Origin of the sequence: Bradyrhizobium sp. UNPF46, assembly GCF_006658625.1 — a bacterium.
Lineage (GTDB): Bacteria > Pseudomonadota > Alphaproteobacteria > Rhizobiales > Xanthobacteraceae > Bradyrhizobium > Bradyrhizobium nitroreducens.
In genome coordinates this window covers 77,989-90,509 of the sequence record NZ_LFJB01000060.1, presented here as the reverse complement: position 1 = coordinate 90,509, position 12,521 = coordinate 77,989, and the positions used below count along the sequence as shown (strand labels likewise).

The 12,521-nt window shown below is 66.1% G+C and carries 10 protein-coding genes; 3 read left to right on the top strand and 7 right to left on the bottom strand.

Annotated elements, in window-relative coordinates; genetic code table 11:
* Positions 1-29: 29 nt before the first annotated feature.
* From UNPF46_RS23550 to UNPF46_RS23540, 3 genes are all read left to right on the top strand, one after another.
* Positions 30-644: a hypothetical protein gene (locus UNPF46_RS23550; RefSeq protein WP_245448200.1), complete on the top strand. Its 615-nt coding sequence runs from the start codon at positions 30-32 to the stop codon at positions 642-644.
* Between the two features lie 263 nt (positions 645-907).
* Positions 908-3,073 carry an anthranilate synthase component I gene (locus UNPF46_RS23545; RefSeq protein ID WP_142251604.1) on the top strand — a complete coding sequence of 722 codons (2,166 nt, stop codon included), beginning with the start codon at positions 908-910 and terminating at the stop codon, positions 3,071-3,073.
* Positions 3,074-3,082: 9 nt separating this feature from the next.
* Positions 3,083-3,622, top strand: coding sequence for an adenine phosphoribosyltransferase (locus UNPF46_RS23540; protein WP_142251603.1), 540 nt, complete (start codon positions 3,083-3,085; stop codon positions 3,620-3,622).
* A 13-nt stretch (positions 3,623-3,635) separates the two neighbouring features.
* On the opposite strand, the gene UNPF46_RS23535 is transcribed toward UNPF46_RS23540, so the two are convergent.
* The 7 genes from UNPF46_RS23535 to smc all read right to left on the bottom strand — a co-directional run bounded on the left by UNPF46_RS23535 (position 3,636) and on the right by smc (position 12,321).
* The gene (locus UNPF46_RS23535; protein WP_142251602.1) at positions 3,636-3,968 is read right to left on the bottom strand and encodes a GIY-YIG nuclease family protein; all 333 of its coding nucleotides are present in this window, start codon (positions 3,966-3,968) and stop codon (positions 3,636-3,638) included.
* 85 nt (positions 3,969-4,053) lie between these two features.
* Entirely contained in the window at positions 4,054-4,722 is a 669-nt protein-coding gene (locus tag UNPF46_RS23530) for a hypothetical protein (RefSeq protein WP_100176304.1), read from the bottom strand.
* A gap of 60 nt (positions 4,723-4,782) precedes the next feature.
* Positions 4,783-5,535 (bottom strand): P-loop NTPase family protein, encoded by a 753-nt coding sequence (locus tag UNPF46_RS23525; protein WP_100176303.1) that lies wholly within the window; start codon positions 5,533-5,535, stop codon positions 4,783-4,785.
* A 207-nt stretch (positions 5,536-5,742) separates the two neighbouring features.
* Positions 5,743-7,005, bottom strand: coding sequence for a M48 family metallopeptidase (locus tag UNPF46_RS23520; protein WP_142251601.1), 1,263 nt, complete (start codon positions 7,003-7,005; stop codon positions 5,743-5,745).
* A 142-nt stretch (positions 7,006-7,147) separates the two neighbouring features.
* The gene (locus UNPF46_RS23515) at positions 7,148-7,708 is read right to left on the bottom strand and encodes a LemA family protein (protein ID WP_142251600.1); all 561 of its coding nucleotides are present in this window, start codon (positions 7,706-7,708) and stop codon (positions 7,148-7,150) included.
* Between the two features lie 138 nt (positions 7,709-7,846).
* Positions 7,847-8,824 carry a small ribosomal subunit Rsm22 family protein gene (locus UNPF46_RS23510; protein ID WP_142251599.1) on the bottom strand — a complete coding sequence of 326 codons (978 nt, stop codon included), beginning with the start codon at positions 8,822-8,824 and terminating at the stop codon, positions 7,847-7,849.
* 32 nt (positions 8,825-8,856) lie between these two features.
* The gene (gene smc, locus UNPF46_RS23505) at positions 8,857-12,321 is read right to left on the bottom strand and encodes a chromosome segregation protein SMC (RefSeq protein ID WP_142251598.1); all 3,465 of its coding nucleotides are present in this window, start codon (positions 12,319-12,321) and stop codon (positions 8,857-8,859) included.
* Positions 12,322-12,521: the final 200 nt, after the last annotated feature.

Sequence of the window (12,521 nt, the reverse complement as noted above, 5' to 3'; positions counted from 1 at the left end):
CGGGACAATCGACCAGGGGCAGCGAACGAATGTCGACATCGTCTCTCACGCGCCGCGTGCTCGGCTCGATCGTCCGACCGGTGATCGTCCTTGGCGCCCTGCTGCTGACGGCAGCTCAGGCGCCGGGACAACAAGCCTTCGTCACGCTGAACGGTAATCTCAAGACCGAGGCCTGGTGGGTCATCGCGGACTTCCAACCGTTCACGACGGAGGTTCGCGGCATCCCCGCAAGCCAGATCCGCAAGAGCTGGTGCAAGGCGACTGAATTCCGCAAGGACCTGATCCCCAAAGAGCTGATGTTCGAGAACGGCGCCGACGCGATGAAGGGCGCCGGCATGTCCTTTGCCATCGAGGGGCGCTTCGACGGCGGCGCCACGAAGCAGATCGCCGTGGTCGGCGTGTTTCAGGAATGTGCGGGTCAAAAAGGCAGGTTCATGCTGGTCCTCGATCAGCCCGACGGCGAGAAGCCGAGGATCCGCTTTGTCGACGCCGTACGCACGAACCGCCAGTTCGCCGCTCTCTCGAAGGGCAAGGGCGGCAAGCTCGTCCTCTGGGGATGCATGGAATGTGACGGCTATTCCGTCCTCAAATGGGATCGGAAGAAGAACAGGTTCGGCTGGGAGCCGCAGGCCGAGGAGCCTTGAACCAGGCAGAGGCGGCAGCCGGACGCTGTGCGTCCCGGCCGCGAGGAGCGGGTTTTCTCACCTTGACGCCGCCCCCGCGCCATGGTGAGTATCCGCCCCATGAGCATCGCAGCCCGCCCAGCCCGTCTTTGGTGGCGCACCTCCTAAAGAGGTGGCCGGTGCGATTTTCCTTTCCCAAATCGTCTGAGGTCGCCTGCACAGTGCGGCGGCCTTCTCGTTTGTCCTGTGTGGCGTTCCCTCGGCAAGTTTCGTAAGAGGACCACATGAACAGGACAGTCTTTGCCCTCCCGGCCAGAAGCGACTACGCGACCCGCGCGGGTCTGGCGATTACGCGCGTCGCGGAGCAGTTCACCGGCGGCGCCAACAGGCTCGACGACCTGATCAACCTGCTCGACCGCCGCCGCGGCGTTGTGTTGTCCTCGGGCACGACCGTGCCCGGCCGCTACGAGAGTTTTGACCTTGGTTTCTCAGATCCGCCGCTCAAGCTCGAGACATCAGGCGTCAACTTCAAGCTCGAAGCACTGAACGAACGTGGAGAGGTGCTGATCGCCTTCCTCGGCGATGTCCTGCGCGAGCCCTGTGTCGTGATCTCCGAGAAGACGACGACCAGGCTTGCCGGCCACATCGTCCGCGGCGATGCGCCGGTCGAGGAGGATCAGCGCACGCGGCGCGCCAGCGTGATGTCGCTGGTGCGCGACATCATCGCCGCCTTCTCCGCCAATGACGACGGGCTGCTCGGCCTGTTCGGCGCCTTCGCCTATGACCTCGTGTTCCAGATCGAGGACCTCGTGCAGAAGCGCCCGCGCGAGCAGGACCAGCGCGACATCGTGCTGTACGTGCCTGATCGCCTGCTGGCCTATGACCGCGCCACCGGCCGCGGCGTGGTGCTCTCGTACGACTTTGCCTGGAAGGGCAAGTCCACCGCTGGCCTGCCGCGCGAGACCGCCGAGAGCCCGTATCTGAAGACGCCGCGCCAGGGCTTTGCCGATCACGCGCCCGGCGAATATCAGGCGACGGTCGAGACCGCCCGCGCGGCCTTCGCCCGCGGCGATCTGTTCGAGGCGGTGCCCGGCCAGCTGTTCGCCGAGCCCTGTGATCGCTCGCCGGCCGAAGTGTTCCAGCGCCTCTGCGTCATCAACCCATCGCCCTATGGCGCGCTGATGAATCTCGGCGAGGGCGAATTCCTCGTCTCGGCTTCGCCGGAGATGTTCGTGCGCTCCGACGGTCGCCGGGTCGAGACCTGCCCGATCTCGGGCACGATCGCGCGCGGCACCGATGCGATCGGCGATGCCGAGCAGATCCGCCAGCTCCTGAACTCTGAGAAGGACGAGTTCGAGCTCAACATGTGCACCGACGTCGACCGCAACGACAAGGCGCGCGTCTGCGTCCCCGGCACCATCAAGGTTCTGGCGCGGCGGCAGATCGAGACCTACTCAAAACTGTTTCACACTGTCGACCACGTCGAAGGCATGCTGCGTCCCGGCTTCGACGCGCTCGATGCCTTCCTCACCCATGCCTGGGCAGTCACCGTCACCGGCGCGCCAAAGCTCTGGGCGATGCAGTTCGTCGAGGATCACGAGCGCTCGCCGCGACGCTGGTATGCCGGCGCGATCGGCGCGGTGAACTTCGACGGCAGCATCAACACCGGCCTCACCATCCGCACCATCCGCATGAAGGATGGCCTTGCTGAAGTGCGCGTCGGCGCCACCTGCCTGTTCGATTCCGATCCGGCCGCGGAAGATCGCGAGTGCCAGGTCAAGGCCGCAGCCCTGTTCCAGGCGTTGCGCGGCGATCCGCCGAAGCCGCTGTCGACCTTCGCGCCGGACGCGACCGGCAGCGGCAAACGCGTGCTGCTGATCGATCATGACGACAGCTTCGTGCACATGCTCGCCGACTATTTCCGTCAGGTCGGCGCCGAGGTCACCGTGGTCCGCTATGTGCATGCGCTCGCCATGCTCAAGCAGAGGACATGGGATTTGCTCGTGCTGTCGCCCGGACCAGGCAGGCCCGAAGATTTCGGAATCAAGACGACGATCGACGCGGCGCTGGAGAAGAAGCTGCCGGTGTTCGGCGTCTGCCTCGGCGTGCAGGCTATCGGCGAGTATTTCGGCGGTGAGCTCGGCCAGCTCACCCATCCCGCACACGGCCGCCCCTCGCGGGTGCAGGTGCGCGGCGGGCGCTTGATGCGCAACCTGCCGAACGAGATCGTCATCGGCCGCTATCACTCGCTCTTCGTCGAGCGCGACAGCATGCCGGAGGTTCTATCCGTCACCGCCAGCACCGAGGACGGCGTCGCCATGGCGCTGGAGCACAAGACCCTGCCTGTCGCCGGCGTGCAATTCCACCCGGAATCGCTGATGTCGCTCGGCAACGAGGTGGGATTGCGAATTGTTGAAAACGCGTTCCGGCTGGATGCGCGTGTCGATTGAGAGGTACCAATGACCTTTGACCACGACATCAAGGCGAGCGTCCGCACCATCCCCGATTATCCCAAGCCGGGGATCATGTTCCGCGACATCACGACCTTGCTTGCAGACGCGCGCGCGTTTCGCCGCGCGGTCGACGAGCTCGTCAATCCCTGGGCCGGCAACAAGATCGACAAGGTCGCAGGCATGGAGGCGAGGGGCTTCATCATCGGCGGCGCGGTGGCGCACCAGCTCTCGGCCGGCTTCGTGCCGATCCGCAAGAAGGGCAAGCTGCCGCACACCACCGTGCGCATCGCCTACTCGCTCGAATACGGCATCGACGAGATGGAGATGCATGTCGACGCCATCTCGCCCGGCGAGCGCGTCATCCTGGTCGACGACCTCATCGCCACCGGCGGCACCGCGGAAGGTGCAGTGAAGCTGCTGCGCCAGATCGGCGCCAACGTGGTCGCCGCCTGCTTCATCATCGACCTGCCCGAGCTCGGCGGCGCCGCCAAGCTGCGCGCCATGGACGTGCCGGTGCGCACGCTGATGACGTTCGAAGGGCATTGAGCCACCGCGGCAGTCAGATCGCCTCGGCCTTCAGCTCGTCCCGCCAATGCAGCAGGCGCTCCTTCAGGAGCGCGTTCCTGACATAGGCGCTCTCCTCGTCCTCCAGCCGTTCGCATTCGCCAAAGCTCAGGCCGGCCTCGCCATGCGCGTTCCAGGCCGCCTGGAGGCTTCGACAAGTGTGGGCGCCCTGGCGCAGCGAGAACCAAATGCGGTTCCGGATGGTTTCCAGGTTCGGCGCCTGGCCGACCCAGGCCTGCCCCGACGCCGCGCAGCGGACGACGTAGATGCCCGCAATGGTCTTGCGCTCCTTGTAGGCGGAGATTGCTGCTTTCCTGTCGATGCTCATTTGATTGGACCTTGCCGCGGGACGCCGTTGCGCATGCTCAATAACGGCGGGTCCGCGGCCAGTCAATAATACCCGGATAAAATAATCAGGATCGCTGCAGGATCAGGCTGAGCTCGAGCTCGCGGAAGGCGAGGTAATTCCGTCGGGTCCATTGGTGCAGCTCGGTGGACGAGTCCTTCTCCTGGCGCAGATAGCGGGTGAAGGAGAAGTTCAGGCGGTCGACATAGGTCTTCAGGAAGCCGGGTAGCGCGGGCAGGCGGAACAGTCGGCCGCCGGCCATCGCGGCCGGCAGCTCGCCGCGCACGACATATTCGTTGTCCACCGTGATCAGGTTCATGCGGGGGATCTGTCCGCGCAGCATCTCATGGGCGCGCGCCGAGACGCGGTCGGTATCGGCGATGAACAGGATCTGGGGCGCGACATGGCGGCGCGCGGCCTCCTTCAACAGGCCGATCTCGTCGGTCATCTTGAAGAACTCGTCGAAGGCGTGGAAGCCGAGGTCGATCACCTTGGCAACCCCGTCGTCGACGATGACGCGGTCCATCAGCTGCATCTTGCCGAAGGTGTCGATCACGTCGGCGGTCTCGGTGACCCCGGGCAGATAGTCGAGCAGCGACGGCTCCTTCAGATTGACGTCGAAGGCCGCGACATTGCCGTTCTTGAGCAGCAGGAATTCGCTCAGAAGCCGCGCCAGCAGGGTCTTGCCGACCTGCGGGCGGGGCGAGCAGATGATGTAGACGGGCGTTGCGGGCATCGACAGCCATATCAGTCGAACTTCGCGACCAATCCAGCCGTATCAGCCCGGCTTGCGCAACTATTTTTCGCTGTTGCGGGTGACCGGCTTCGAGCCGACGATGTCGGTCAGCCGGATGCGGTCGAACTCGCTCCAGACATTGGCCAGCCAGTGCCGGACATAGCCGCGCAGCACGAAGGAGTAATTGGCGGCCTCGTCGTTGATGCCCTTGTTGGCGACGAATTTCAGGAACGGAACGGAGGAGACTTCGACCTGCTCATAGGCCATTTCGTTGAGCTTGGGGATGGTCAGCTCGGTGGCGTCCTTGATGCGGTGGAAATAGGAATTGTAGGTCGCCTGGTCCCACTGGAAGAACTGGGTGTCGTTGATGAAGTTCTTCACCAGGAAATATTTCGCACCGGTCATGAAGCCCGCGGTCTCGGCGATTTCGTCCAGCGAGGCGATCGAGGGGCCGAGGATGTGGAACACCGCGAAGGTGATCTGGCCGGCCTTGGCGGCGTCGAGGAAGCCGATGTCGCGCAGCGAGGCGAGCGCAGGCGAGAGCAGGCCGGCGCGGACGTCGATCACGGTCACCGACGGGCTTGTCGCGTTGAGCGTATCGAAGATCTTCATCTGGTCGGCCGTCGTCGTCATGTCGACGATCTCGGTGATATCAGGGTGGAAACGCTTCAGGGTTCCGCGCGGCGACTCGGTGTCGAAGGCGCGCGTCGGCACGTTGTTGGCTGAGAAATAATCGAGCAGGGTGCGCGATACCGTGGTCTTGCCGACCCCGCCCTTGTCCGCGCCCACCACAACCACTGCCGGCTTTGCCATTGCTGTCCCCTAACGCGCCCTCCGATCGCGAGGTCGCAATCGGCCGGGCCCCAAATCGATGTCCCAAAGGACGTCCCGAGTCTGCTGTTGGGCGCGAACATGGCAGAAACAAGGGAGAATTCAATTCCTCGACATGTCGATACGGCAATTCCCGAAGTTTTTCCCAAGCGCGGCAAAACCGGCCGCGATTGGCGGGACATCGCGCGCTCAATGGCGGCCCCAAGGACCCATCGGATTGCCCATGGGATTGCCAATGGGATTTCCTGTGGGATTTCCCAGGGGATTGCCCACTGGATTGCTGTCCGCGGTTCCGGAGGGGCCGGGTACCGGCGGCGGAGTGGCCGGGCCGCTGGCATCGTCCCAGGGGCCGTGACGTAGCGGCGGTGGGCCGTCCTGCTGGTCGGCTTGGGCCTCGGGCTCGTCCGCTTCCTCAGTCGGCGGCAGCGGACCCGGATCATGGCCGCCGGCAAACTTGACCAGCGCGTCGACCCGGGACTGCACCGAGGGGTGGGTGGCGAACAGGTCGGCAAAGCCCTCGCGGGGATTGTCGACGCAGAGCTCCATCACCGCCGAGGTCGCGCCGGGCAGCTCGCCGCGATTCTCGATCTTGCGCAGCGCCGAGATCATGGCGTCAGGATCTTTCGTCAGCTCCACGGAGCCGGCGTCAGCGAGATATTCGCGCGAGCGGGACAAAGCGAGCTTGACCACCTGGGACAGCAGCCAGGCCACCACGATCAGTACGATCGCGATGATGATCACGATCACCGCGCCGCCGCCGGAATTCTTGCTGTCGCTCGACGACGAGGACGATCGCGACGACGAGGAGGAGCCCGAGGACCACGAGCCGCCGGAGCCGGAGCTCCAATTGAAATTCGTGAACAGGCGGAAGAACAATTCGCCGAAAAAGCCGACCACGCCCGCGATGATGACGGCGACCACCATCAGCTGCACGTCGCCGTTCTTGATGTGGGTCAGCTCGTGGCCGAGTACCGCCTCGATCTCCTTGTCGTTGAGCGCATCGAGGAGACCCGTGGTGACGGTGATGGAATATTGCCGGGGATTGAGGCCGGTCGCGAACGCGTTCAGCGCCGGGCTCTCCATGATCTTCAGCTTCGGCATGGTGATGCCGCGCGAGATGCAGAGGTTTTCGAGCAGATTGTAGAGCCGCGGTTCCTCCTGCCTCGTGACGTCGTGGCCGCCGGTCACCGCGTCGATCATCGATTGATGGAAGAAATAGGCGATCACGATCCAGACCGCCGCCACGACCGTCGCAACGGGCGCGGCGACCTTCAGGTCCTGGAAGGCATGGCTCAGGTAATAGGCGACCGTGCCGTTGCCGTTGATGATGACCTCGGCGACCAGCGCGCCGGCATAGACCAGCACGTAGACCAGTGCGAACAGGCCGGCGAGCAGCAGCATCGAACGAAACTTGTTCGAGGCGATGTGCGTGTAGAGACCATACGCGGCCATGGCTGCTTCCGTTTAATCACCGTCATTCCGGGGCGGGCCGGAGGCCCGAACCCGGAATCCAGAGATTGGTGATCTCGATGAGATTCCGGGTTCGATGCTGCGCATCGCCCCGGAATGACAGCATCTGTTGTGCAAGCTCAGATCAGAACTTCACCTGCGGCGCTGCCTCGACCTCGGTACGGCTGGCGCCGAGATCGAAGAAGTCCTTTTTGGTGAAGCCGAACATGCCGGCGAACAGGGCCGCAGGCAGCTGCTGGATGCCGGTGTTGTATTCCTGGACCGCGCTGTTGAAGAAGCGGCGGCTCGCCGCGATCTTGTTCTCGAGGTCGGAGAGCTCGGATGCGAGCTGCTGGAAATTGGCATTGGCCTTGAGGTCGGGATAGGCCTCCGACAGCGCGATCAGCCGGCCGAGCGCGCCGGACAGCTGGTTCTCGGCCGCGGACACCTGCGCCGGACCCTGTGCCGACATTGCCGAATTGCGCGCCTTGATGACGTCGTCGAGCGTGCCGCGCTCATGCGAGGCATAACCCTTCACGGTCTCGACGAGGTTCGGAACGAGGTCGTGACGCTGCTTGAGCTGCACGTCGATATCGGCAAAGGCCTGGCCGACGCGCTGGCTGAGCGCCACCAGGCGGTTGTAGGCGCTGAACGCCAGGAATGCGAGGACGACGATGACGCCGAGAACGATCCAGCCGGTCGACATGGAGAACTCCTGAAGGGGGAAGAAGGCGGGCGCTAGCCTAGACCAAATTGAAGCGGGATGAGAGCCCGGCGCAGAGGGAAGGTAAGACTTGGTCGAATGGGGAGGCGCCCGAGTTCAAGGCAAAAGCGGGTCGCGAGGTTAACTTTCGGCAATGACGGCGTCGCCCCAGCGCCAGCGCCGGGCGCCGGCGTATGCCGCCTTGTCGCGCCGCGGGACCTTTGCGAGCTCGACGCTCTGCTCGGTGCAGAGCTTCGCGGTGATCTCGGCCTTGCCGACATCAGGTGGCGCCAGCACGCGCGCGGCGCGCGTTGCCGGGGGCGTGCGGGTCAGCGCGACGTAGATGAAGCGCTCGTCCTCGAACGGCACCTCGGCGCCCTTGATCTGGCGATGCGCCTGCGAGCGCGGCAGGCGCTGGTTGAAATGGCACCAGTCGGGCGCGACGAGCGGGCAGGGCTTTTCGTGCGGGCAGGGCGCGGCGACAAAGGCACCCAGCGCGATCAGTTGCTGGCGCAGCGCGAGGATGCGGGCGTAGCCGGCCGGCGTGCCGGGCTCGATCACGACCAGCGCGTGGCGCGCTTTGGCCCACATCGCCGCGGCGAGCGCGCGCTGATCGCCCTCGGTGAGCTCGCCGACGACGTAGCTGGCGACGACGAGATCAGCTGGCGAGACCTCCGAGAGGTTGCCGCCGGCATCGCCGGGCAGATAGCGGCACTCCGCCAGACGCGTACTGTTGCGCGCCAGCTCGAGCGCGAGCCGGCTCAGCGTGGCGTTGGCGTCGAGCAGGGTAAAATCCTGCAGCGAGGGAAAGGCCTCCGCGGCGGCCCAGCTTGCGGTGCCCGGGCCGGCGCCAACGTCCAGCAGAGTTTCCGGAGTCAGATCCGGTGCGATCTCGGTCAGCGCATTCAGGCTTGCGGCGATGGCCGCATAGGTCGCCGGCATGCGCGCCAGCGCATAGGCTAGCGCATCGGCGTCCGACTTGATCGCGCCGGAGCCGCCGCCGGCGCGATAGGTGGTCGAGATCTTCTGCGAACGCTGTGCCGCGTCAGTGCGCGAAAAGCCCTGCAGCTTGCCGTCGAGGGCGGCCTTGAGTTCAGGAGGGAGCGTGGGCGAGATCATGTCCGCCCACCGTCATTCCTGGGCCAACCATATCACGCCACGTTCTGGTCGAGAATGTCCACAGCCTCTGACAGGCTGACCGACACCAGCTGCGACACGCCGCGCTCGGCCATGGTGACGCCGAACAGCCGGTTCATGCGCGCCATGGTGATCGGATTGTGCGTGATGATGATGAAGCGCGTGTCGGTCGAGCCGGTCATTTCGTGCAGCAGGTTGCAGTACCGTTCGACGTTGTGGTCGTCGAGCGGCGCGTCGACTTCGTCCAGCACGCAGATCGGCGACGGGTTGGTCAGGAACACCGCGAAGATCAGCGCCATCGCGGTCAGGGCCTGCTCGCCGCCCGAGAGCAGCGACAGCGTCTGCGGCTTCTTGCCCGGCGGCTTGGCGATGATTTCGAGACCGGCTTCGAGCGGGTCGTCGCTCTCGATCAGGTGCAGCGCGGCTTCGCCGCCGCCGAACAGCTCGACGAACAGGCGCTTGAAGTGGTTGTTGACGACCTCGAACGAGGTCAGCAGCCGCTCGCGCGCTTCCTTGTTGAGGCTCTGGATGCCCTGGCGCAGCCGCTTGATGGCTTCCACGAGGTCGTCGCGTTCGGTGACGAGACCGTTGTGCTGGGCCTCGACCTCGCGCAGCTCTTCCTCGGCGCGCAGATTGACGGCGCCGAGACGCTCGCGGTCGCGGCGCATCTTTTCGAGGTCCTCCTCGATGTCGTGCAGCGGCGGCAGCTCGGCGCCGGGCTCGATCTCGGCGAGGCCGGCGACGGCCTGCGGCTCGACTTCCAGCATGTCGCGGATCTCGCGCTCGATGTCTTCGAGACGGCGGCGGGCGCTTTCCATGCGTTCCTCGGCGCGGGCGGTGGCCTCGCGTGAGCTGGAGAGGGCCTCCAGCGTCAGCTTGGCGACGCGGTCGGTCTCGGCCATCGCGCTTTCGGCGGTGGCGAGCGCGTCGGCGGCCATGCGGCGGTCGTTCTCGGCGTATTCGATCTCGGTGATCAGCGCGCTGCGCTTCTCGGCGAACACGGCCGGTGCGTTCTCGAGCTCGCTGCGCTCGATCGTGAGCTCGGCGATACGGGCCTGGATGGTGTCGATGTGGGAGGCCGCGCTCTCCTTGCGGTTCGCCCACTCGGTGCGCTCGGCCAGGATCGCCTGCACGCGGCGGTCGGCGAGCTCAGCCTCGCGCGCCAGCGCCTGCGCCTCGGCGCGGACCTGGGCGGCCATGCGGCGGTGGGCTTCGATGTCGCTGCGGACAGCGGCGAGACGGGTCTCGGTGTCCTCGCTCGACGGCAGCTCACTGATGCCGGCTTCGGCATATTCATAGGCAGCTTCGGCTTCGGCGCGGTCGGCGGCGAGGCGGCTGTGCGCTTCGGACAGCGTCGCCTTGCGCGCGGCATGGCGGCTGATCTCGCGCTCGGCATTGGCGTGGCGCTCGCGCGCGACGTTCAGCTCGCGCTGCGCGGCACGCCAGGCCTCGCGGCTGGCCCCTTCGGTGCTCGCCGCCATCTGCAATTCGGACTCGGCGTTCTCCAGCGCCTGACGCTTGATCTGCGCGTCGATGCGGGCCTGCTCCAGCTCGTTCTCGATATCGACGAGGCGGGCGCGCTCGGCGAGGCGGCGGGCAGCGCCGGTCGGAGCGTGGGCCGCGGCGACGAAACCGTCCCAGCGCCAGACGTCGCCCTCGGGCGAGACCAGCCGCTGGCCGGTCTTGAGCTGCGAGACCAGCTCGGCACCGCGCTCGCGCGGCACCACGCCGATCTGGGCCAGGCGGCGGGCCAGCTCGGCCGGCGCCTGCACGTGATTGGCGAGCGGCACGGCGCCTTCGGGCAGCTCCGGATCGCCTTCGGTGTGGCCGACATTGGTCCAGCGCATCGGCGCCGACGGATCGATCGGGGCGTCGAGGTCGTCGCCGAGGGCGGCGCCGATCGCCTTTTCGAAGCCCTTGTCGACCGTGATGCCGTCGATGATCGGCGGCCACAGATTCTTGGTCTCGCCGTTGAGGATCTTGGAGATCGTACGTGCTTCGGTTTCGAGCCGCTGCGCGCGCTTGTCGGCCTCGACCAGCGGCGAGCGCGACGATTCCAGCGTCTGGCGCGCCGCGACGTGGGCGGCTTCGCTGGCCTGTGCTGCGGCTTCCGAGGCTGCCAGCGTCTCTTCCGCGGTTTCGACCAGCGCCGTCAATTCGTCGAGATCGCCGAAGCCGCCGGTCGCCTCGGTGAGCTTCTGCTCTTCCGCGGCGACGTTCGCGATCTCCTGATCGAGCCGGGCGAGCTTGTCGCGATGGGTGCGGACGTTGGCTTCCAGCTGGTTGCGCTTGGCGGTGAGGTCGGCGAGGGCGGTGGTGAGCTCGGCGAATTGCTGCTCGGTCTCGGTCAGCACCGCCTCGGCTTCGGCGACGCGCTCGTCGACGCCGGAGCGCTTCTCGACGCGCGACTTGATCTCTTCCTTCAGCTCGGCATCTTCGGCGTCGAGCCGCTGCAGCGCGACGTCGGCGTCCATGGTTTGCTGCTGGGCACGGGAGATGTCACCCTCGAACTGGGCGAGGCGACGCTCGAGCTCGGCGACGCGCTCCTTGGCGCGCTCTTCCTCGCGGTCGAGCAGCTCGCGGGCATTGGTCAGGCGCTGCAGGCCTGCCGCGGCGCGTGCTTCGGCGTCGCGCAGCGCCGGCATCTCCGCGGCACGGATCGCCTGGATGCGGGCAGCCTCGGCCTGATGCTGGGTGCGCTCGGCCATCTCGCGCACGGCGAGGTCATGGGTCTGGCCGGACTCGTTGACGTCGGCATGGGCGCCGATCCAGCGCAGGTGGAACAGGGTGGCTTCGGCTTTACGGACTTTGGCGGCAACCTCGCGATAACGCACGGCTTGGCGGGCCTGCTTCTTCAGGCCTTCCATCTGGCCTGAGAGCTGGCCGATCACGTCCTCGACGCGGGTGAGGTTGGTTTCCGCCGCCTTCAGCCGCAGCTCGGCCTCGTGGCGGCGGGCATGCAAGCCCGCAACGCCCGCGGCGTCTTCCAGCACGCGGCGGCGCTGCTCGGGCTTGGCCTGGATGATCTCGCCGATCTTGCCCTGGTGGACGAGGGCGGGCGAGCGCGCGCCGGTGGCGGCGTCGGCGAACAGGATCTGCACGTCGCGGGCGCGTACGTCGCGGCCGTTGATGCGATAGACCGAGCCGGCCTCTCGCTCGATGCGGCGGGAGACCTCCAGAAGCTGGCTGTCGTTCATCGCCGCCGGCGCGGTGCGATCGGCATTGTCGATCGTCATCGTCACTTCGGCGTGGTTGCGCGCGGGGCGGTTGCCGGAGCCGGCGAAGATCACCGCGTCCATGTCGGCGGCGCGCAACGACTTGTACGAGGTTTCACCCATCGCCCAGCGCAGCGCTTCGACGAGATTCGACTTGCCGCAACCGTTGGGGCCGACCACGCCGGTCAAGCCGGGCTCGATGACGAAGTCCGTGGGCTCAACGAAGGACTTGAAGCCGTGAAGTCGCAGGCGGGTGATTTTCATAAGCACGCATCTCTGTTGGCAGGCGCGAATCCCCTGCCGGGACAATACCATGGAAGGCAGTGTCGCTATCCGGGGCGAGTCGCGCGAGGCGCCTCATGCGGCTGGACAATGGCCGCGGTGCGCCGCGAGGGCAACCGGCGAAAGCCGCTTTTCCCAAGGGATTTATGCCGGGAAAGATACGGCTTTCGAGATGCGAATCA